We start from the raw sequence: 21,464 nt of genomic DNA on the forward strand, positions 1-21,464 counted from the left end.
TCGGCCCCTCTGCAGGGGTCCTTCGTTCAAGCGGGGGTGGGCGCGCCGATCCGCCGGGTCGGGATCGTGTCCCAGCCCGGTACGTCCTGCGGTGTGCGGGGCGGCGGTCCGACGTGGCGGGCCGAGGGCCGCACCAGCCGCCCGGTGTCCTGCTCCAGGCGGCGCTCGCGCAGGTCCTCGATGTCGACCGCGCGGTGACGCTGCTGACCGCCGTCCCGGTCCGGCTCGGCGATGGCCGTCTCGCAGGCGACGACGCCCTCCAGACCGGAGATGAAGTCGTCGGCCATCTCGCAGGCTCCTCTGCGCGCGGTGGGGCGGACGCTCGTCAGCGCATGACGGAGCACAACTTAGGCGCACGCCCGCGCCCGCTCCCAGCCGGGCGGGCGGCCGTGACGGGCGCCACGTCCCGCTGGTCGCGGCGCGGCGACCAAGGGCGCGGTGTCAGGATCAGGCTGTGCCCGACCTGATCCGCATGCGCAGGGACTACGACGCCGAGGGCTTCTCCGAGTCGACGCTGGCGCCGACCTGGGTGGAGCAGTTCGACCGCTGGTTCGCCGACGCCGTCGCCGCCGAGCTGCCGGAGCCGAACGCCATGGTGCTCGCCACGGCCGACGCCGACGGGGCGCCGGACGCGCGCATCGTGCTGATGAAGGGGTACGACGCCGACGGCCTCGTGTTCGGCACCAGCTACGCCTCGGCGAAGGGCGCGCAGCTCGCGGTGAACCCGCGCGCGGCCCTGGTGTTCCCGTGGCACGCGCAGCAGCGGCAGGTCCGGATCACCGGCACGGTGGAGCGGATCGGCCCGACCGCGTCGGACGCCCTCTGGGACCCGCGGCCGCGCGGCTCGCAGCTCGCCGCGGCGGCCTCGCTGCAGTCGACGGTGGTCGACGACCGGGAGGAGCTGGTCGAGCGGGTGCGGCTGCTGGACGCGGAGACCCCGCCCGGTCCGGTGCCCCGCCCGGACACCTGGGGCGGCTACCGGGTGGTGCCGGTGCGGGTGGAGTTCTGGCAGGGCGGCCACGACCGCCTGCACGACCGGCTGGTGTTCGTCCGCGACGACGAGGAGGGCGGCGGCTGGATCGTGCAGCGGCTCGCCCCGTGAAGAAGGACCCCGCTGCCCCCCGGGAAGGACCCCGTCCCCCTCACCCCTCGCAAGCTCGGGGCGAGCCTCCGGACGGGGCCGTTGGAGCTCGGCGCGGGCCCCTGCAGCGGGGCCGCTCGCGCGGGCGGGGCTGGGCGCTGGACACCACGCCGCTGCGGAACCGCGCCTACCGCCGCATCTTCGGTGGGGTCGCGGTCACCATGCTCGGCCAGCAGATGACGCTGGTCGCCGTCCCGTACCAGGTGTACGAGATCACCGGCTCCTCGCTGATGGTCGGCGTGACCTCGGTGCTCGCGCTGGTGCCGCTGATCGTCTTCGGCCTGCTCGGTGGGGCGATCGCCGACGCGATGGACCGCCGCCGGCTGCTGCTGATCACCTCGATGGGCGCCGCGGTGACCAGCGGGCTGCTCGCCGTGCAGGCGCTGCTGCCGGGGAAGGGCCACCTCTGGGTGCTGTGGCTGCTCACCGCGGCGGTGTCGGGCTTCGCCGCGGTCAACCAGCCGACCCGCAGCGCGGTGATCCCGGCGATCGTCGGCCAGGACGGCGTCCCGGCCGCGAACGCCCTGGCGATGACCGTCCGGCAGGCGGGGGTGATCGTCGGCCCGCTGCTGGCCGGCCTGCTCATCGCGCTCGGCGACGTGGCGGTGACCTACCTCGTCGACGCGCTGGGCTTCGCCGCCGCGGTGCTGCTGCTGCGCGGCCTGCCGCCGCTGCCGCCCGGTGGGACGGCCGGCCGGCTGAGCCTGACCGGCGCGGTGCGCGGGGTGGGGGAGGGCTTCTCGTTCCTGCGCACCCAGCCGGTGCTGCTGATGACCTTCGTCGTCGACGTGATCGCCATGCTGTTCGCCTGGCCGCAGGCGGTGTTCCCGGAGCTGGCCGGGACGACGTTCGCCGGGGACGCCAACGCGCTGGGCTGGCTGTTCGCCGGCGTCTCGATCGGCTCGCTGCTCATGGGGCTGACCTCGGGGTGGGTGAGCCGGGTCGACCGGCAGGGCGCCGTGGTCCTCGGCGCGATCGTCGTCTGGGGGCTGGCGATCGTCGGCTTCGGTCTCGCCCCGACGCTCTGGCTCGCGGTGGCCTGCCTCGCGCTGGCCGGCGCCGGGGACATGGTGAGCGCGGTGCTGCGGTCCTCGATGCTGCAGACCGCGGCGCCCGAGGAGATGCGCGGGCGGATGCAGGGCGTCTTCCTCGTCGTGGTGGCCGGCGGCCCGCGGCTGGGCGACCTGCGCGCCGGCGTCATGGCCAGCAGCCTGGGCGTGACGACGGCGATGGTGTCCGGCGGTGTGGTGATCGTGGTGGCGATGGCGGTCGTGGCGCTCGCCGTCCCCTCCTTCTTCGCCTTCCGCGCCTCCCGGTCGGCGGAGCTGGCCGAGGCCGGCCGGGCCCGGCTGGCGCAGGAGTCCGCCACCGACTGAACGACGGTTGCCGCTTGCACCGCCGATGCGCGGGTAGCCGGGGTGCATGGCGCTGCCCCGGATCCTCGTCCTCGTCCTCGCCGGTGGTCAGGGCGGTCGCCTCGAGCTGCTGACCGAGACCCGGGCGAAACCCGCCGTCCCGTTCGCCGGGGTCTACCGGCTGATCGACTTCCCGCTGTCCAACTGCCAGCACTCCGGCATCGCCGACGTCTGGGTGTCGGTGCAGTACCAGCCGACGTCGCTGTCCGAGCACCTCGCCAACGGCCGGCCCTGGGACCTCGACCGCACCACCGGCGGGCTGATGATGCTGCCGCCCTTCCAGGCCACCAGCGAGCGGGCCGGCTTCACCGAGGGCACCGCGGACGGGCTGTGGCGGCAGGCCGAGCTGATCCGCGGCCACGCCCCTGCCGCGCTGGTGGTGGTCAGCGCCGACGCGGTCTACAAGCTGGACTACCGGGCGGTCGTCGACGCGCACCTCGGCTCCGGAGCCGAGGTCACCATGGTCACCACCGAGGTCGCCGCCGACGACGCCGCCCGCTACGGGATCGTGCAGGTGGACGGCGACCGGGTGACCGACTACGCCTACAAGCCCGACGAGCCGGCCACCACCACGGCGACCAACGAGGTCCTCGTCTTCTCACCGACGCCCACCCTGGACCGGCTCGAGGCGCTCAGTCGCGAGGTGGGGGAGGACGGGCTGCAGGACCTCGGGCACCACCTGCTGCCGGCGCAGACGGCGGAGGGACTGGCCCGGGCGTACCCGCTGGAGGGCTACTGGCGCGATGTCGGCACGGTGCCGGCGTACTGGCAGGCGCACCGCGACTTCCTGTCCGCGGACCCGCCGATCGACCTCGACGAGCGGTCCTGGCCGGTCCACACCCGCGGCGGCCGGCACAGCGCGGCCCGGGTGCTCGACGGGGCGATCGTCGACGGCAGCCTCATCTCCGGCGGCACCCGGGTCGCCGGGCAGGTCAGCGGCTCGGTGCTCTCGCCCGGGGTGGTGGTGGAGCAGGGGGCGACCGTCGTCGACTCGGTGCTGCTGCCCGGTGTCCGGGTGCGCGCGGGAGCCACCGTCACCCGCGCCGTGCTGGACGACGGCGTGGAAGTCGGGAAGGGCGCCACCGTGGGCGGGGACGGCGACATCGCCCTGGTCGGCCGGCGGGCGCAGGTGGCGGAGGGCACCGAGCTCGCCCCCGGCGGCCGGCTGCCGGAGCCCGAGCGCGACTGACCCCGCCCCCTGGGGCAGAAGTGGCCACTTCTGCCCCAGGGGACGTCAGGCGAGGGCGCGGGCGACCACCTCGAGGTCGGCGACGAGGGCGTCGTAGGCGGCCTGGCGTCCCTCGTCGGGCGTGCGGAGGACGGCGGAGGGGTGCGTCGTCGCGAGGACCCAGGTCTGGTGCGGCGCGTCCTCGTCCTGGTCGGCCTCGGGCAGCCCGGCCTCGGCGGCGCGGACCCCCGGCGGGGTCCAGGGCAGCAACTGCCCGTGCTCGCGGGTGATCCGGAACGACGGTGAGATGAGCGCCTTGGCCGCCACCGCGCCCAGGCAGACGACCACCTCCGGCTGCAGGACGGCGAACTCCGCCTCCAGCCACGGCCGGCAGGCTCGCAGGTGCTCCGGTCCCGGGGACTGGTGGATCCGCCGTTTGGGCGTGGGCGTGAACCGGAAGTGCTTCACCGCGTTGGTGACGTAGGCGTCCCGCCGGTCGATGTGGGCGTCGGCCAGCGCCCGGTCCAGCAGGCGCCCGGCCGGGCCGACGAACGGCTCGCCCTTGCGGTCCTCCTGGTCGCCGGGCTGCTCGCCGACGAAGACGACGCGGGCGGTCTCGGGCCCCTCGCCGAAGACGGTCTGGGTGGCCGGTTCCCACAGCTCGCACGCCCGGCACCCGGCGGCGGCCTCGCGCAGCCCGGCCAGGCCCACCCCGACCGGCGGCTGGGCCGGCTGGTTCTCGCTGGTCATGCCGTGATCCCATCGGATCGGCGGCCGGTCCGCAGCCGGGACGTCATTCCGTCGGGTTCGATGGGCAGCGGGTGACGACACGCGCACCCAAGTCTCTTGACGAGATGGAAAGTCATAAGCCACTCTTTCCGCAACGGAAAGTGAACCACGACCCGGCGGAGGGGCAGTGCTCGAGTTCGACGGTCTGCACAAGGCCTACGGAGACAACCAGGTGCTCAAGGGGGTCAGCTTCACCGTCGCGCCCGGGCAGATGTTCGGCTTCTGCGGGTCCAACGGTGCGGGCAAGACCACCACCATGCGCATCGCGATGGGCCTGGCCCGTCCCGATGCCGGCGAGGTGCGCTGGCAGGGCCGGCCGGTCGACGACGACGTCCGCCGCCGGATCGGCTACATGCCGGAGGAGCGCGGCCTCTACCCGAAGATGAAGGTCGGCGAGCAGCTGGCCTACTTCGCCCGCCTGCACGGGATGGGCGGCGCGGCCGCCACCCGGGCCGCCGCCACCTGGGCCGAGCGCCTCGGTCTCGGCGAGCGTCGCAACGACGCGGTGGAGAGGCTGTCCTTGGGCAACCAGCAGCGCGTCCAGCTGGCCGCCGCACTGGTCAGCGAGCCCGACGTCCTGATCCTCGACGAGCCGTTCTCCGGCCTCGACCCGGTCGGGGTCGACTCGCTGGCCGCGGCGCTGCTCGAGCAGTGCCGCCGCGGCGTCCCGGTCGTCTTCTCCAGCCACCAGCTGGACCTGGTGGAGCGGCTGTGCGACGCGGTCGGGATCCTCGCCCGCGGCTCAATCGTGGCCAGCGGCACGGTGACCGAGCTGCGGTCCTCGGCCGCCGGCCGGCAGCTGCGGGTCGTCGTCCCCGACGCCTCCGACGGTTGGGCGGACCTGCTGCCCGGCGTCCGGGTGGTCTCCTACCAGCGGGGCGACACCGTGTTGGAGCTCGGCTTCGGCGCCGACGACCAGCAGGTGCTCGCCGCCGCGCTGGCCACCGGCCGGGTCACCCACTTCGCCTGGCGGGAACCGACCCTCGTCGAGCTGTTCCGCGACGCCGTCTCGACCCCGTCGGCGGTGGCGGCATGACCACGATCCAGACCCCGCAGAGCACGGCCACGACGGAGGACGCGGTGCGGACGGCGGAGACGACCAGGCCCCCTTCGTCGGGCGCCCTGGTGCGCCTGGTGGCCGGGCGGGAGATCTCCACGCGGGTCCGGGACAAGGGCTTCCTGATCGGCTCTGCCGTCCTCGTCGTGCTGATCCTGGGCATGCTCGTGTTCCAGGTCACCATGAACAGCGGCGGCGACGAGACCGACATCGCCGTCGTCGGCGGCGACGCCGCCGTCGAGCAGGCGCTGATCGCGCAGGGCGAGGCGTTCGGCACCGACGTCACCGTGGTGCCCTTCGACGACGAGGCCGCCGCGCGGGCCGCCGTGGAGGACGAGGACGTCGACGGCGCCCTCATCGACCCCTCCGGTGCGCAGCCCCAGCTGCTGCTGGAGACCGAGGCGGCGGGCGCGCAGTCGCTCGTGCAGGGGGCGCTGACCTCGCTGTCGACCGCGCAGCAGCTCAGTGACGCCGGGGTGCAGCTGCAGCCCGGACCGCAGGTGCAGCTGGTGACGCTCGACCCGGACCCCGAGGACCGGGTGCAGGCCACCGTCGTCGCGGTGGTCGGCGTCATCGTCCTCTACAGCCTGATCATCCTGTTCGGTCAGTTCGTGGCGCAGGGCGTGGTCGAGGAGAAGTCCAGCCGGGTCGTCGAGCTGCTGCTGTCCACCATGCGGCCCTGGCACCTGCTCGCCGGCAAGGTGATCGGGCTGGGCCTGCTCGGGCTGGCGCAGATCCTCGCGATCGCGGTGATCGGCGTGGTCGGCGCGCTGGCGTTCGACGTGGTCGAGCTGCCCGGTGACGTCATCGGCCCGGTGGTCACCGTCATCGCCTGGTTCGTCCTCGGCTACGCCTTCTACGCGTCGGTGTTCGCCGCGGCGGCGTCGCTGGTCAGCCGGCAGGAGGACCTGGGCAGCGTGATCACCCCGGCGTCCATGCTGCTGGTGGTCGGGTTCCTCATCGGCATCCAGGCCGCGCTGAGCCCGGGCGGGACGCTGGCCCGGGTCACCTCGCTCATCCCCGGCGTCTCGCCGATGGTGATGCCCGTGCGGCAGGCCGCCGGGGAGGCCGCCTGGTGGGAGGTCGGCGTGGCGCTGGTGCTGATGCTGCTGGCGATCGCCGTGGTCATCCGGATCGGCGGCCGGGTCTACTCCGGGGCGCTGCTGCGCACCGGTGGCAAGGTCTCCTACCGCGAGGCACTGCGCGCCGAGCGCTAGGAGGGCCCCGTCCTCCTCACCCCTCGCAGGCTCGGGGCGAGCCTCGGGACGGGGCCAGGGACCCCCGGGACCGGCGTCAGCCGGCCCCGGGGGTCCCGAGCGTCCGGACCTGGTGGACGTCGGTGACCGGGCCGCGGTAGGGGAACGCCACCGGCCCCGCCACCCCCGGCCGCGCGGTGAACAGCCGGCCGGCGTCGGGCTGCGCCCCCCGCGCCGCGTCGTCCAGCCCCTGCCGGGAGGTGGAGACGACGAGCACGTCCCGGCCCGGGCCGGCGAAGCAGCAGCTGCTCGTGTTCTCCGCCGGGACGTCGACCACCGCGAGCAGCTCGCCGTCCGGCGACCAGCGGCGCACCGCGCCTCCGCCCCACATCGCGGTCCAGACGCAGCCCTCGTCGTCGACGGTGAGCCCGTCCGGCACGCCGTCCGAGCCGTCGACCCGCAGGAACTCCTGGCGCGGCCCGAACTCCCCGGTCGCCAGGTCGTAGTCGAACGCCCACACCACCGCGTCGCCGGAGTCGGACAGGTAGACCGTGCGGTCGTCGGGTGACCAGTCCAGGCCGTTGGAGACGGTGAGCCCGTCGAGCACGGTGCCGACCGTCCCGTCGGTGTCCAACCGGTAGAGGGCGCCGGCGCCGGGCCGCTCGTCGAAGGCCATCGTCCCGGCGTAGAACCGGCCGGCCCGGTCGCAGGCGCCGTCGTTCATCCGGGTGCCCCCGGTCTCGGCCGAGCCACCCTCCCCGGCCAGTTCCACCAGCACGCGCGCCTCGCCGTCGGCGGTGAGGTGCGTGAAGCCGGCGCCGGCACCGAGCAGCCAGCCGCCCGCGGCGGCCGTGACCACGACGCCCACCGTGTCCCCGCCCCGGTGCGCGGCCCGCTCGGTCACGGCGCCGTCCGCCGACACGCTGCCGCGCCGAACCAGGCCCGCGGTGATGTCCACCCAGAGGAGCTCGGCGCCGTCCCAGACCGGCCCCTCGCCGTGCTCGGCCGGGGCGGGGTCGGCGGCGGTCGCCTGGAGTCTCAGCACGGGGTCATATTCCCCTCGACACCCGGCCGTCACACCCCCGCCGGATACTCCCTTCGTGTCCGAGTCCACTGTCGACGTCGCTGACCTCCGCGTGCCCGGCAGGCGGGAGGAGCCCGACCACCGCCTCGACGACGCCCCGCTGCGCGAGGACATCCGGCTGCTCGGCCGGGTGCTGGGCGAGGTGATCGCGGCGCAGGCCGGCCCGCAGGTGCTCGACCTGGTGGAGGCGACCCGCGTCGAGGCCTTCCAGGTCCACCGTTCCGCGGGCGACCGTGCCCTCCTGGCGGACCGGTTGGCCGGGCTGGACACGCGCAGCGCCAACCACATCCTGCGGGCGTTCAGCCACTTCTCGCTGCTGGCCAACATCGCCGAGGACGTGCACCACGAGCGTCGTCGGCGGCACCACCGCCGGGAGGGGTCCCCACCGCAGCCGGGCAGCCTGGCCGCGTCGCTCTCCCTGCTGGACGCCGCGGGGCTGGACGGTGGCGTCGTCGCCCGCGAGCTGGCCGGGGCGCTCGTCGTCCCGGTCGTCACCGCCCACCCGACCGAGACCCGGCGGCGCACCATCTCCACCGTGCAGCGGCAGGTCAGCGAGCTGATGCGGGCCCGCGACCCGCAGGGGGACGACCCGGCCTGGGCGGCGCACCTGCGGCGCGAGGTGCTCACCCTCTCGCAGACGGCACTGCTTCGGCTGAGCCGACTGCGGCTGGCCGACGAGATCGACGAGGCGCTGCGCTACTACGAGCTGTCCCTGTTCGACGTCGTCCCGGCGATCAACACCGAGCTGCGGCGGGCCTTGCGGGATCGGTGGCCGGACGCCGACCTGCTGCCCACCCCGATGCTCCAGCCCGGCTCGTGGATCGGCGGGGACCGCGACGGCAACCCGTCCGTCACCGCCGACGCCGTCCGCCGCGCCACGACCCGGCAGGCCGAGACGGCGGTGGCCCACCACCTCGCCGAGCTGGTGTGCCTGGCCGACGAGCTGTCCATGTCCGACCGGCTGATCACCCCGACGCCCGAGCTGTACGTGCTGGCCGAGGCCGCGCAGGACGACTCCCCGTTCCGCGCGGACGAGCCCTACCGGCGGGCGCTGCGCGGCGTCTACCGGCGGCTGGCCGCCACCGCGCAGCGGGTGGTCGGCTCGGTGCCGGGGCCCGCGCCGGACGCGGTCCTCCTGCCGTACGGGACGCCGGAGGAGCTGCTCGCCGACCTCGCGATGGTCGACGCGTCGCTGCGCAGCCACGGTGCCGGGGCGCTCGCCGATGACCGGCTGGCCCGGCTGCGCGACGCGGTCGAGGTCTTCGGCTTCCACCTCTGCGGCCTGGACATGCGGCAGAACTCCGCCGTCCACGAGGAGGTGCTCGGTGAGCTGCTGGCCTGGGCGGGCGTGTGCCCGGACTACGCCGCGCTGGACGAGGAGCAGCGGGTCGAGCTGCTCGCCGGCGAGCTGCGGCTGCGCCGGCCGCTGGTGCGGCCGGACGCCGAGTTGTCCGAGCTGGCCCGCGGCGAGCTCGACCTGCTGGTCACCGCGGCCGAGCAGGTCGCGCTGCTGGGGCCGCGGGTGATCCCGAACTACGTGATCAGCATGTGCGAGTCGGTCAGCGACGTGCTGGAGGTCGCCGTCCTGCTCAAGGAGGTCGGCCTGCTCCAGCCCGGGGGTGAGGCGGGCCCGCGCGGCTCGGTGGGGATCTCACCGCTGTTCGAGACGATCGACGACCTGCAGGCCGCCGGCCGAACGCTGCAGTCGATGCTCACCCATCCGCTGTACCGGGCGCTGGTCGCCAACCGCGGCGATCAGCAGGAGGTCATGCTCGGCTACTCCGACAGCAACAAGGACGGCGGCTACCTGGCCGCGAACTGGGCCATCTACCGGGCGGAGCTGGCCCTCGTGGACGTGGCGCGGGCCGCCGGTGTCCGGCTGCGGTTGTTCCACGGCCGCGGCGGCACGGTCGGCCGCGGTGGCGGCCCCAGTTACGAGGCGGTCAAGGCCCAGCCGCCGGGCTCGGTGGCCGGCCAGCTGCGGATCACCGAGCAGGGTGAGGTGATCGCGGCCAAGTACTCCACGCCGGACCTCGCCCGCCGCAACCTGGAGGCGCTGGTCGCCGCGACGCTGGAGGCGACGCTGCTGGACACCGAGGGGCTGGGCACCGAGGCGGAGGACGTCTACGCCCTCGTCGACGACCTCGCCGCCCGGGCGCGGCAGGCGTACAGCGCGCTGGTGCACGAGACCCCGGGCTTCGTGGACTGGTTCCGCGCGGCGACCCCGATCCGCGAGCTGGCGGAGCTCAACATCGGCAGCCGCCCGCCGTCCCGCAAGGCCGGGGACCGGATCAGCGACCTGCGGGCCATCCCATGGGTGTTCAGCTGGTCCCAGACCCGGATCATGCTGCCCGGCTGGTACGGCACCGGCTCGGCGATGGAGTCGTGGGTGGACGGCGACCCTGCCCGGCTGGCCCGGCTGCAGGACCTGCACGAGCGGTGGCCGTTCTTCCGCACGGTGCTGTCGAACATGGGCATGGTGCTGGCCAAGACCGACCTCGGCCTCGCCGCGGAGTACGCCGCCCTGGTGCCCGACGTCGAACTGCGCGAGCAGGTCTTCGGGCAGATCACGGCCGAGCACGAGCGCACGGTGCGGATGCTGCTGGCGGTCACCGGCGACGACCACCTGCTCGCCGACAACCCGTCGCTGGACCGGTCGATCCACAACCGGTTCCCCTACCTGGAGCCGCTGCACCACATCCAGGTCGAGATGCTGCGCCGCCGCCGGGCCGGGGACGACGACGAGCTGGTGCGCCTCTGCATCCAGCTGTCCATCAACGGGATCGCCACCGCCCTCCGCAACAGCGGCTGACCTCAAGCACGGGCGGCGTCGATGGCGGCAGCCAGCCGGCGCACGCCCTCGTCGACGTCGCCGGGCTGGACGGCGGAGTAGGCGAGCCGGAAGGCGTTCTCCCCGCCCTCCAGCAGGAAGTCGGTGCCCGGCACGATCGCCACCCCGCGGGCGGCGGCCTCCTTCGTGATCCGCCGGACGTCGTGGCCCTCGTCGGCGGGCAGCGTCACCCACAGGAAGTAGCCGCCGTCGGGACGCCGGAACGTCGCCTGCGGCAGGTGCTCGCGCAGCGCCCGGTCGAGCAGGCCCACCCGCTCGGCCAGTGCCGACTTCACCGTCTCCAGCGCGCCGGCGAACCGGGGGCCGGTGACGAACTGGTGCACGGTGCCCTGGGCGACCATGTTCGGCGCGATGTAGGTGTTGGTGGCCCGCACCCGGATCCGGTCGATCAGCGCCGGTGGCCCGACCAGGTAGCCGACCCGGATGCCCGGGCAGATGGTCTTGGAGAAGGAGCAGGCGTAGACGACCGTCGTGCTGTCGGCGCCGCCGTCGAGCTCCAGCATCCGCGGCAGCGGCTCGCCGCTGAACCGGATGTCGACGTACGGGTCGTCCTCGAACAGGACGAAGCCGAACTCGCGGGCGAGCTCGAGCAGCCGGTGCCGCTTGTCCAGCGACAGCGTGTAGCCCGCCGGGTTCTGGAAGTTCGGGATCACGTGCGCCAGCACCGGCCGGACGCCGCTGCGCAGCAGGGCCTCCACCTCGTCGACGTCGATCCCGTCCTCCTGCAGCGTGACCAGGTGGACGTCGGCGCCGCGGTTCCGCAGCCCGAGCAGCGTGCGGTCGTAGGTGGGCCGCTCGGTGACGACCGCGCTGCCGGGGGTGACCAGCTCGTCGAAGAGGAAGGCGTCGGCCTGCATCGAGCCGTTGGTGACCAGCACGTGGTCCTCGGGCACGCCGTGCTGCGCGGCGATCCACCGGCGCAGCGGCACGTAGCCGATCGCCGTCCCGTAGCCGGTCATCCCGGCGGGGTCGGCGTCGAACGCGGCGACGGCGGCCTCCTTGAGGCCCTGCACGTCGACGATGTCCGTGGAGGGGGCGCCGCGGGCGAAGGAGATGGTCGTGACCGCCGGCTTCGGAGCCGGGTCGGTCTCGGGGGTCTGCTCGGTGGTGGGACCGCTCACCCGGACGAGTCTGCCGTACCGGGTGTCACCGGGGACCGGCAGCCACGGGCGTCAGCCGCCGTGCGCCGCAGCCGCGCTGCGGACGGCGGCGAGCAGTGCCTCGCGCTCGTGGATGGTGGTGCGGGCCCGGCCGTGGGTCGCGCCGAGCGCGATCTCCGCGGCGTCGATCGCCTGCCAGTCGGGCAGCAGCACCGGGTGCTCGAGGCGGTCGACCCAGTCGCCGTCGCGGGCGCCGGGGCGGAGAGCGCCGGAGGCGACGTCGGCCAGCAGCGACGCGACGGTCTCCCGCGCGTCGTGCTTGTTGGTGCCGACGACGCCGGTCGGCCCGCGCTTGATCCACCCGGCGACGTACTCGCCCCTGCTCACCGCGCCGTCGCGCAGCACCCGGCCGGCGTCGTGCGGCACGGTGCCCCCGTCCATCGGCAGCCCGGGCAGCGGGTGCCCGCGGTACCCCACCGAGCGCACCACGAGGTCGGCGGGCAGCACGTCGAGCGCGCCGGTGCCCACCGCCCGGCCGTTCTCGTCGACCGTCGTCCGCTCCACCTCGACGCCGGTGACCCGGTCGGTGCCCAGCAGCCGCACCGGGCGGGCGTGGAAGCGCAGCCGGACGGTGGCGCGGCCGGGCTCGGCGGTGTGCCCGGCGAACTCGTGCAGCACCGCGATGTTGCGGGCGACGTGCCGGTCCTCGGCCGCGAGCGCCTCGGTCGCCGGGTCGGTGGCCAGGTCGGCGGGGTCGACGAGCACGGTCGCCGCGGCCAGGTGCCCCAGCTCCTTCAGCTCCTGCGTGGTGAACGTGGCCTGGGCCGGCCCGCGGCGGCCCAGGATCGTCACCCGCTCGACGGGCGCGGCGGCGAGGGCGTCCAGCACGTGCTGGGGCATGTCGGTGGCCTCGAGCTCGGCGGGGGAGCGGGCCAGCACCCGGGCGACGTCCAGCGCGACGTTGCCGACGCCGACCACGACGACGTCCCGTGCCCGGGTGACCGCCTCCTCCACCCCGGCCCGGTCGGCGTCGGGGTGCCCGCAGTACCAGGCGACGAGCTCGGTGGCGGCCATGCTGCCGGGCAGCTCCTCGCCGGGGATGCCCAGCCGCCGGTCGCCGGCGGCGCCGTAGGTGTAGACGACGGCGTCCACCGAGCGGCGCAGCTCGTCGAGCTCGATGTCTCGGCCGATCTCGACGTTGCCCACGAAGCGCACGCGGTCGTGGGCGAGCGTGTGGCGCAGCGTCTCGCGCAGCGCCCGCATCTTCAGGTGGTCCGGGGCGATGCCGTACCGGACCAGGCCGAACGGAGCGGGCAGCCGGTCGACCAGGTCGACCGCGATCGGGACCGCGTCCTGCCCGGCCAGCGCCTCCGCGGCGTAGATGCCCGCCGGTCCGGCGCCCACCACGGCGACCCGGAGCGGTCTGGATTCCGTCGGACCGGGTTCCGCCACGACTGGCATCGTGGTCCACCCGGGGGCCGCGCGCCAGGTTCGACCGCGTCCGGTCGGCCCGGCGCTCACACCGCCTGGCAGACCGGGCACCAGTAGAGGTTGCGGCCGACCATCTCCTGGGTGCGCACCTCGGTGCCGCAGAGCCGGCAGGGCAGGCCGGTGCGCCGGTACACGTAGTGGGCGTCGGCGAGCTCGGCCGGACCCCGTTTGCGCCGCCGGTGGGGGCGCTCGGTGGTGACGATCCGCCCCTCGCGCACGCCGGCCCGCATCAGCTTGACCAGGTCGGCCCACATCGCGGCCCAGCAGTCGGCGTCGACGTCCTTGCCCAGCCGGAACGGGTTCACCTGGTGCCGGAAGAGGATCTCCGCGCGGTAGACGTTGCCGACGCCGGCCAGCACCTCCTGGTCCATCAGCAGCGCGCCGATCGGGGTGCGGCTGTGGCTGATCCGGGTGAACGCCCTGCCCGGATCGGCGCGGCGGCGCAGCGGGTCGGGGCCGAGCCGGGCCAGGACGCTGCCGACCTCGTGCTCGGTGAGGACCTCGCAGACTGTCGCGCCGCGCAGGTCGGTCCACACGCCGTCGCCGTCCGGGCCCGGGCCCTCCCAGCGCATCCGCAGCGCGCCCCGCGGCTCGGGCGGCGTGCCGGTGCCGGTCGTGTACTTCCCGTACAGGCCGAGGTGCACGTGCAGGCTGTCGCCGCCGAACCGGGCGAACAGGTGCTTGCCGTAGGAGCTGACCTCGTCGAGCACCCGTCCGTCGAGCAGCGCGGCGCCCGCCGCGAAGCGCCCCTGCGGGCTCGTGACGTGCACCGGCCGGCCGGCGAACAGCTCCTCCTGCTCCCTGGCCAGCCGGAACAGGGTGTGCCCCTCAGGCACGGGCGGCTCGCTGCGTCATGCTGCCCAGCTTCACCCGCGGCGGCGGTCAGCGCACGCGGTTGTACCGGTCGAGGGCGACCTGCCGTTCGTGGGCGTGGTCGACGATCGGCTGCGGGTAGCCGGCCGGGACGCCGGTGGGCGCCGTCCACGGCTCGTGCACGTACCGCGGGTCGAGGTCGCGCAGCTCCGGCACCCAGCGCTTCACGTAGGTGCCGTCCGGGTCGAACTTCTTGCCCTGGGTGACCGGGTTGAAGACCCGGTAGTAGGGCGACGCATCGGTGCCGGTGCCGGCGACCCACTGCCAGCCGTGGTTGTTGCTGGCCAGGTCCCCGTCGACCAGGTGCCGCATGAAGTACCGGGCGCCGCGGGTCCACTCCTGGTGCAGGTCCTTGACCAGGAACGAGGCCACGATCATGCGCACCCGGTTGTGCACGTAGGCCTCGCCCATCAGCTGCCGCATCCCGGCGTCGACGATCGGGAAGCCGGTGCGGCCGGTCTCCCAGGCGCGCACCAGCTCCTCGACGTCCGGGCCGGAGTCGTAGCCCATGGCCTGCAGCTCGGGCTTGAGGTACTCGCGGGCGGAGTCGGGCCGGTGCCACAGCACGTCGGCGTAGAAGTCGCGCCAGGCCAGCTCGTCGGTGTACCGGCGGGCGGCCTCGGATTCGTCCCGGGCCAGGTCGGCCAGGAGGGTGCGCGGGTGCAGGCAGCCGTACTTCAGGTAGGCCGACATCCGGCTCGTGCCGTCGGTGCCGGGGGTGTTGCGGCCCTCGGCGTAGCCGGACAGCCGCACGTCGCGGAAACGGGCCCACGCCTCGTGCGCAGCCTCCTCACCGGCGGGCGGCAGTCGGACGCCGTCCAGGTCGGGCGCGGGCGGGGGGTCGTCGGAGCGGACGCCGGTCAGCCAGCGGACGTCGTCCGGGCGCTCGGCGGGGGAGTGCCAGCCGTGCTCCCGCCAGGCGCGGGCGAACGGCGAGAACACCTGGAACGGGGTGCCGTCGCGCTTGGTCACCCGGCCCGGGGCGACGGCGTACGGGGAGCTGGTCCGCACCAGCGGGACGTCGTCCAGCGCCCGCTCCACCGCGGCGTCGCGGCGCCGTCCGTAGGGGCCGGCGTCGGCGGTGACGTGCACGCTCCGGGCGCCGACCTCGGCGGCGAGCTCCGGGACGACGCGCGCCGGGTCGCCGTGCCGGAGCACCAGCACGCCGCCGGTCTCGGCGCCCAGGACGGCCAGGCAGTCGAGCAGGAACCGGCGGCGCGGCGCGCCCGACGGCCCCCAGAGCCGGTCGTCGAACACGAAGACGGGCAGCACGGTGCCGTCCGGGCCCGCGGCGTCGACGGCCGCGAGGAGCGCGGGATGGTCGGCCAGGCGCAGGTCGCGGCGGAACCAGAGCAGCGCGGTCGGCACCCGGCCGACCCTAGGCAGCGCGGACGGACCTCGCAGGATCAGCTCTGCGCGGTCGCCAGCCCGAAGGTGGCGCGGTCGTCCTCGGCCACCAGGTCGAGCTCCTCCGGGTGGTCGTGCAGGTACTTGCGGATGAAGGAGCAGTAGGGCAGCACGTGCAGATGGCGCTCGCGCGCGGCGGAGAGGACGTCACGGACGAGCCGGGTGCCGAGGCCCTGGCCCCCCATCGCCGGGTCGATCTCGGTGTGCGGGAGCGTCATGGCGCCGCCGTCCACGTGGTAGCTGGCCAGCCCGAGCACGCGGTCACCGTCGCGGATCTCGAACCGACCGCGTTCCGGGACGTCCACCACCGTGATGTCCATCTGCTCTCCACCCTCCCGTGCCTCCGGCACCGTTGCCGGGGGCTCGTTGCGTGCTCGGACAACGTAACGGTCTTGGATCGAAACTGCCCCCACCCCTACCGACGCGTCACCCGGCGGGGATGTTCCCGAGGTGCAGCCGAGGACCGCTAGCCTCGTGCCTGCACACCCCGGTCGGCGGGCGCCACTCGCCCGCCACGAGCCCCCGTAGCTCAGGGGATAGAGCATCGGTTTCCTAAACCGTGTGCCGCAGGTTCGAATCCTGCCGGGGGCACCACAAAGGTGCTGGTCAGCGGCTAGTCCGCGCGCCGGATGCGGGCCACAGGGGCGTCAGTCCGGGGTTCGGTCAGCACCTGGTCAGCACGAGCGGCATCCAAGCGGTCGGCGACCGCGTCCAGCTCGTCGGGAAACAGGTGGCCGTACCGGTCCAGCGTCATCTGCGCCGAGGCGTGGCCCAGCATCGACTGCACCCCCTTCACCGACGCGCCGGAGGCGATCGCGAGGGATGCGGCGGTGTGCCGGAGCTCGTGCGGAGTGAGGCCCGAGAGGCCGGCGTCATCGGCCGCCCGGTCGAACCAGTCGCGGCGGAAGTTCTGGACCCGCAGCGGGGTGCCGGCCCGGGAGGCGAAGACCAGGTCGGTCGGCGCCTTCCCGGTGAGCTGGCGGCCGAGGTCCTCCCGAAGGAAGCGGGGCACCACCACCGACCGGTGCTGATGTGTCTTCGGCGTACCGAAGACCATCTCTCCGTCGACCTCGGTGACCGCCTCGACCACGTCGATGCGCCCTCTGAGCGGCTGCACGCGGCGCGCGCGCAGGCCGGTCAGCTCTCCCCAACGCAGACCGGTGTAACCGGCCACCAGGACCATCAGGCGATGCGGGCCGCAGCCGTCGGCGAGGTCGGCGAGCTGCTGGTGGGTGAGGTAGCGGCGATCGGACCTCGGCAGGCGGGGCAGGCCGACACCGGTGGCCGGGTTCCGCGCCAGCCGGTTGTCCTTCACCGCGTCGTCCAGCATCGAGGACAGCAGGTGGTAGGCCTGCCGGGTCCTGGACGCCGACAGTTCCGCGCGCATCGCGGCCACCCAGGCGACGACGTCGGAATGCCCGATCTTGGTCAGCGGGACCGTGTTCCAGGTCGGGAGCACACGGGTGGCCAGCAGTGACCGGTAGGACGACAACGTCTTGGGCTTGAGGTGAACTCGGCCGGCCATCCAGGTCTCGGACCACTGCCCCACCGTCATCTTCGACCGACCCGGGTCGACCCAGGTGTCGTTCCTGATCGCCGACTTCTGCTCCTGCTCCCACAGGTCAGCATCCCGCTTGCGGTGGAAGTTCCCGTTCGTGTGCTGCTTGCCGGCGGCGTCGCGATAGAAGCCAACCCACTTGTCCCCACGCTTGTATGCCATCGCTCACCCCTCTGGTCTGGTCGCACGCCGGTAGGACGCCTCGGTCCCCGCAGAAACTCGCCCAGCCTTGCGCGGTCGAGGACGTGGCACGAGAGTCCGCGGCTCGCCACCGACGTTGGCCTGCGCCTCTGGAGCCGGACTCCGCTCAGCCGTGCCCTGATCGCGCCGCGCATCGATCCAGGCGTGCAGGTCGTCACGGCGGTAGAGGACGCGGCGGCCGAGGCGGAAGCTGTGCGGGCCGGTGCCCAGATGGCGCCAGTACCGCAGGGTGGCGACGGGGGCGCGCAGCAGCTGGGCTGCTTCGGCGATGGTGAGCAGCTCGGACGCGGGCTCGGCGGTGTGATCACGGTCGGGGATCTGGTTGGGCATGGCTGTCTCCGGGGCTCGACGGGTGTGGGCGGGAGTCCACCTGCAGAAGGCGTCATTTCGCGGCCATCGGTGACAGCCCACAGCCAACGTCTCCGGTCGTTCTCCGGTTTTCCTCCAGCACGCGAGCCCAGGTGCTCGAGGCCCCGAGGCTGACAGCGCCCGAGGTCAACGCCCGATGCCGCGACGGGCGCCGGGTGACGGCGTCCGGTGGAGGGCCGGCTCCGGCGGTCGGACGCTGCGGGTTGGTCGCGACGAGGACGCCGCGGGAGCCAGCGCTCGACGGGTAGCCCGATCGGCGTCGCGGTGGAGGCGCCAGGCGTTGCGCTCCTGGGCGAGCCGGTCGGGTGGTTGGGCGACCATTGCCGGGTCGGCCGTCAGCTCGGCGATGCGCGTGCGGGCGGCGGTCAACTCGCCCTCGGCGTCGGTGACGTCACCGTGGACGCCTGCCAGCTCCACAGCCGGGTCCAAAGGTTGGCCGTGCGCAGTGAGGCGGGTGAGCCGGTCCTCCTGCCGGCGGCGAGCCTGGTCCAGGGCACGGGACACGCGGTCGTGCGCTGCCTGGGCGGCATCGGCCGCCGCGCACAGCCGGGCGCGCTCGGGATGGGCCGCTTCAGTCCGGCGGTAGGCGAGCTCGCCTACCGCGGCCTGCAGCCGCGGCGCGTCATCGGCCGAGGAGGCGACGGCGGCGAGCTGTCGGGCCTCGGTGGGCAGTGTCGGCAGGTACGGCCGCCAGCGGTCCGCCCAGTCGACCAGCTGGTCCTCCGCCCGGTGGACCGCGCCGTGGCGCAGCCCGAGCCGGCCCGGGCCGGCGAGGACGACCTGGGCGGCCTGGCGGGCGGGGTCCCGCTGCGCGGCCCACCGGTCGAGCAGCGTGTCGCGGAGGCGGTCGGCCTCGGCGGTGACCAGCGCGCCGATGGCCTGGGCTCGCTGCGTGGCCTGCTGCGCGGCGATCGCCGTCTGCCGCTGCCGGTCCTGCAGCGCGGCCATCTGGTGGGCGTGGTCGGCGTCGACCGCGGCGATCGAGCGCAGCACCTCGCGGCGCCGCTGCAGGACCTCCAGCTGGTCCTGGCAGCGCTGCTCGGCCGTCCAGGCCGCGTGCAGCTCGGTGAGCACCTGGTCCAGCGGTCGGGGCTGGGCGTAGCAGGCGGCCTCGAGGGCGGCGAGCCCGGCGGCGTGAACGGCGCCGAGGTCGGCCCGGTCGCGGGCGAACACCGCGATCCACTGCTGCCGGGCATCGGCGAGGTCCGCAGCGACGAGGTGGGCGGTGTTGGCGGTGCGGCCGCGGGTCATGCCCACGTAGGCGGCCGCCGCGCCGGTGTGCTCGCCGACCACTAGATGGGACGCGGCGACGGTGTCGCCCTGCACGCCGTGCACAGTGGACGCGTACGCCAGCTCGACGTGCTCGGCGACGTAGTCCGCGGGCAGCACCCGTTTCGCCGACCCGAACGGGGTGACACCGCCCGGGGTGACGTCACCAGGGGCGAGGCCCGTGGGGATGACGGCAAGACTTCCGCGCGGGTCGACCGCGGTGACGGCCCAGGTATCGCGATTCGCCACACCCAGGGTCCGGTCGTTGCGGCGGGTGGCGATCCGATCGCCGGCGCCGATCCGCTGTCCGGCCCGGGTAGTGACCACCCGGCCGTCATCGACCCGACCGCTGGCGATCAGCCGTTCCCGGATGGCAGCGCCCAGCTCGGCAGCCTGCTCACGGGTGTCGACCACCACGGCCACCGCTCCCCCGCCGGGAGAGGAGGCGGTGGCGAGCGCGGTCAGCGCCTCGAGCCGGGCGGCGGGATCGGAGTGGATCCGGATCTGGCCGCAGGCGTGTAGCGCGTCGAACACCGCCCTCGGGTCGTCACCGCGGCGCATGGCCAGGGTCAGCTCGGCGTACTCGGTGTCGGGCACGTGCGGCCGGCTGCGTTGGTGCGGGTGAAGCGGTGCACCGCGTCCAAGGTCAGGCAGGCGGCCGGCTCGGCGGCGCGGACGGCGAGGTCGAGCACGCCGCCGCGGCCGACCGCCGCGAGCTGGTGGCGGTCACCGACCAGTGCGACTCGGGCCTGGGCCTCGTCGGCGATGGTGAGCAGTGCCCGGGCGGTGTCCTGGTCGAGCATGCCGGCCTCGTCGACGACCAGCAGATCCGCCGGCCGCAGCGCCGCGGCAACCTCTGGCCCGGCGTAAGGCGCGCCGGTGGCCGGATCGGCTTGCCCGACGGTGAGCCGGGTCCAGGCGCCGTCGGCCCAGCGCCAGCCGTGCTGGAAGGCCAGCCATGCGGCCGACGCGGCGGCCGCGCCGACCTCCGTGGAGGCGACCCGGGCAGCCTTCAGCGTCGGAGTCACAACCAGCAACCCACGCCCCTGTAGAGCAAGGAGGTGACGGGTCGCGGCGAGGGTGGTGGTCTTGCCGGCGCCGGCCGCGCCCTCCACCACGACCAGCGGCCGCTCCCCCGCCAGCGCCGCTGCAATGGTGGCCTGCCCGACATCCAGCCCTTGCAGCCCGGCCGGCAGGTCCGCGGCGGGGCCTTGGTGGGTGCCGCGGGCGGCGAGCCGGGCGGCCAGATCGGCCTCGGCGTCGAGCACCGCCGGAGAGGTCCACGTCCGGATGTGCTCGGGGATCCCCTCGCGCTCCAGCAAGGGGACGCAGCGGGCCAGGGCGCGGTCGGTGAGGTCCTCGGCCAGCTCCCCGCGGACAGCGGCCTCGGCCACGATCCCCGACCCGGCGATGAGTCGTTCGGCTTCGCCACGGAGGTCGGCGGCGTTCCACGCCGAACGGCCCGCGGCCAGCCGGACGAGCAACTGTTCCACCGCGCGGTCACGATCCATCGCGCCGACCGGGGCGGGCATCAGCTCGACCGGTTGATCCGGGTCGCGGTAGCCGAGGGCGGCCAGCTCGCGCCTCCACCGCCCGGCCAGCTCGCGCCTCCACCGCCCGGTGAGGTCGGCGCCAGGCTGCGGGGTGACCTTGTCCGGGTGGCCGTCGGCCCACGCCCGGGCGTCCCAGGCCCGCCTCAGCGCGGGGCCGGGCTGTTCGCTGGAGTGTGCCATCGTCCATTCGCGTTCGTAACGGTCCAAATTGCGCCCGATCTGCGCTGCCCGCGCGCTGAATGGACCGACATAGTCGGCGAGCTCCAGTATCTCTCCACTCGCATCCAACGTATAGCCGTGGGCGGCGAGCGCGGCCCGGAACTGCGGGTCGCAGGCCACCGCGGCGTGCCCAATGCCGTTGATCCCCGCAAGAGAATCGCGGACGCCGACAGTGTGCAGTCCGCGCCATTTTTCGGCGGCGAGCACGCGTGCGTTGAGCTGCAGGTGCAGGTGCCGGTGTGGGTCGCCGGCGCGGGAGGTGTGGTGCCGCACGGTCACCGCATCCAGCACCTCGATGGGCACCTGCACCTGCCCGCCGCGCGGCCCGACGCGGGTGGTCGCGTGCTGGGCCAGCCAGCCGATGATCTGGGTGGCGGCGCGGTCCTGGGCCGCGTCGTAGGCGGCGGCGACGTCGGGGTGCAATGCGGCAGCCAACGACCAGGACTTCGGGCCGTTCACCACTACCTCGACGAACCGCACTGCGCGTTCGTCGGTGCGCAGCCGACCCCTCGGCTCGCCAGTGTCGGGGTCTCGGCCGACGACCCAAGTCTCGTAGACCTCGCCGGTCAACCACGCGAGCTCCGCCACGCGACCGTCGCGGGCCACGAAGCGGCGGGCGACGCCGGTTCCCTCGGCCAAGTAGTAGTCGTCGGCCCGGCCGCGGTCGGCCTCCAGGTACTGCCGGGCAGCGGCCGGCGGACCAGCGTAGACCTTCATCCCACC

15 protein-coding genes, 1 tRNA gene and 2 pseudogenes are annotated in these 21,464 nt (G+C 74.3%); 7 read left to right on the forward strand and 11 right to left on the reverse strand.

Annotated features, from left to right (window positions below; all coding sequences use genetic code 11):
* Nucleotides 1–26: 26 nt before the first annotated feature.
* Nucleotides 27–287, reverse strand: coding sequence for a hypothetical protein (locus HK417_RS24865; protein WP_261325580.1), 261 nt, complete (start codon nt 285–287; stop codon nt 27–29).
* A 167-nt stretch (nt 288–454) separates the two neighbouring features.
* Between HK417_RS24865 and pdxH the strand changes: the two genes are divergently transcribed.
* From pdxH to HK417_RS01845, 3 genes are read left to right on the forward strand one after another with little or no spacing between them, the layout of a single operon-like run.
* Entirely contained in the window at nt 455–1,102 is a 648-nt protein-coding gene (gene pdxH, locus HK417_RS01835) for a pyridoxamine 5'-phosphate oxidase (RefSeq protein WP_222262662.1), read from the forward strand.
* Complete coding sequence (locus HK417_RS01840; RefSeq protein ID WP_308123316.1) at nt 1,099–2,517, forward strand: MFS transporter; 1,419 nt, start codon at nt 1,099–1,101, stop codon at nt 2,515–2,517. Before pdxH ends, HK417_RS01840 begins: the two co-directional genes overlap by 4 nt.
* A 46-nt stretch (nt 2,518–2,563) precedes the next feature.
* Entirely contained in the window at nt 2,564–3,745 is a 1,182-nt protein-coding gene (locus tag HK417_RS01845) for a glucose-1-phosphate adenylyltransferase family protein (RefSeq protein WP_222262664.1), read from the forward strand.
* A gap of 45 nt (nt 3,746–3,790) precedes the next feature.
* Here HK417_RS01845 and HK417_RS01850 read toward each other — a convergent pair whose 3' ends face one another.
* Nucleotides 3,791–4,474 (reverse strand): UdgX family uracil-DNA binding protein, encoded by a 684-nt coding sequence (locus HK417_RS01850; RefSeq protein WP_222262666.1) that lies wholly within the window; start codon nt 4,472–4,474, stop codon nt 3,791–3,793.
* Nucleotides 4,475–4,640: 166 nt separating this feature from the next.
* On the opposite strand from HK417_RS01850, the gene HK417_RS01855 reads away from it, so the two are divergent.
* Together HK417_RS01855 and HK417_RS01860 are read left to right on the forward strand one after the other, a co-directional pair.
* The gene (locus HK417_RS01855) at nt 4,641–5,549 is read left to right on the forward strand and encodes an ABC transporter ATP-binding protein (protein WP_222262668.1); all 909 of its coding nucleotides are present in this window, start codon (nt 4,641–4,643) and stop codon (nt 5,547–5,549) included.
* The gene (locus HK417_RS01860; RefSeq protein WP_222262670.1) at nt 5,546–6,787 is read left to right on the forward strand and encodes an ABC transporter permease; all 1,242 of its coding nucleotides are present in this window, start codon (nt 5,546–5,548) and stop codon (nt 6,785–6,787) included. Before HK417_RS01855 ends, HK417_RS01860 begins: the two co-directional genes overlap by 4 nt.
* 76 nt (nt 6,788–6,863) lie before the next feature.
* Here HK417_RS01860 and HK417_RS01865 read toward each other — a convergent pair whose 3' ends face one another.
* Nucleotides 6,864–7,811 carry an SMP-30/gluconolactonase/LRE family protein gene (locus HK417_RS01865; protein WP_222262672.1) on the reverse strand — a complete coding sequence of 316 codons (948 nt, stop codon included), beginning with the start codon at nt 7,809–7,811 and terminating at the stop codon, nt 6,864–6,866.
* Nucleotides 7,812–7,866: 55 nt separating this feature from the next.
* Between HK417_RS01865 and ppc the strand changes: the two genes are divergently transcribed.
* Nucleotides 7,867–10,662: a phosphoenolpyruvate carboxylase gene (gene ppc, locus HK417_RS01870; protein WP_222262674.1), complete on the forward strand. Its 2,796-nt coding sequence runs from the start codon at nt 7,867–7,869 to the stop codon at nt 10,660–10,662.
* Nucleotides 10,663–10,664: 2 nt separating this feature from the next.
* Here the strand turns inward: ppc and HK417_RS01875 are convergent, their stop codons facing one another.
* The 5 genes from HK417_RS01875 to HK417_RS01895 form a co-directional block, all read right to left on the reverse strand.
* On the reverse strand, nt 10,665–11,822 hold the full coding sequence (locus HK417_RS01875; protein WP_308123317.1) for an aminotransferase-like domain-containing protein: 1,158 nt from the start codon (nt 11,820–11,822) through the stop codon (nt 10,665–10,667).
* Between the two features lie 51 nt (nt 11,823–11,873).
* Nucleotides 11,874–13,205 (reverse strand): NADP oxidoreductase, encoded by a 1,332-nt coding sequence (locus HK417_RS01880; protein ID WP_308123318.1) that lies wholly within the window; start codon nt 13,203–13,205, stop codon nt 11,874–11,876.
* Between the two features lie 113 nt (nt 13,206–13,318).
* A complete protein-coding gene (locus HK417_RS01885) occupies nt 13,319–14,128 on the reverse strand; it encodes an Fpg/Nei family DNA glycosylase (protein ID WP_222262678.1) in 810 nt (269 codons plus the stop codon).
* Nucleotides 14,129–14,174: 46 nt separating this feature from the next.
* On the reverse strand, nt 14,175–15,533 hold the full coding sequence (locus tag HK417_RS01890; protein ID WP_222262681.1) for a cryptochrome/photolyase family protein: 1,359 nt from the start codon (nt 15,531–15,533) through the stop codon (nt 14,175–14,177).
* Between the two features lie 38 nt (nt 15,534–15,571).
* The gene (locus HK417_RS01895) at nt 15,572–15,892 is read right to left on the reverse strand and encodes a GNAT family N-acetyltransferase (RefSeq protein ID WP_222262683.1); all 321 of its coding nucleotides are present in this window, start codon (nt 15,890–15,892) and stop codon (nt 15,572–15,574) included.
* A gap of 198 nt (nt 15,893–16,090) precedes the next feature.
* On the opposite strand from HK417_RS01895, the gene HK417_RS01900 reads away from it, so the two are divergent.
* A tRNA-Arg gene (locus tag HK417_RS01900) sits at nt 16,091–16,166 on the forward strand.
* A gap of 19 nt (nt 16,167–16,185) precedes the next feature.
* On the opposite strand, the gene HK417_RS01905 is transcribed toward HK417_RS01900, so the two are convergent.
* From HK417_RS01905 to mobF, 3 genes and pseudogenes are all read right to left on the reverse strand, one after another.
* On the reverse strand, nt 16,186–17,292 hold the full coding sequence (locus HK417_RS01905; RefSeq protein ID WP_222262685.1) for a tyrosine-type recombinase/integrase: 1,107 nt from the start codon (nt 17,290–17,292) through the stop codon (nt 16,186–16,188).
* A 153-nt stretch (nt 17,293–17,445) separates the two neighbouring features.
* A pseudogene (locus HK417_RS24870) lies at nt 17,446–17,661 on the reverse strand (helix-turn-helix transcriptional regulator); the annotation flags it as partial.
* A 165-nt stretch (nt 17,662–17,826) separates the two neighbouring features.
* A pseudogene (gene mobF, locus HK417_RS01915) lies at nt 17,827–21,458 on the reverse strand (MobF family relaxase).
* Nucleotides 21,459–21,464 lie beyond the last annotated feature (6 nt).

The organism is Modestobacter marinus, from assembly GCF_019799945.1.
Classification (GTDB): Bacteria; Actinomycetota; Actinomycetes; order Mycobacteriales; family Geodermatophilaceae; genus Modestobacter; species Modestobacter marinus_B.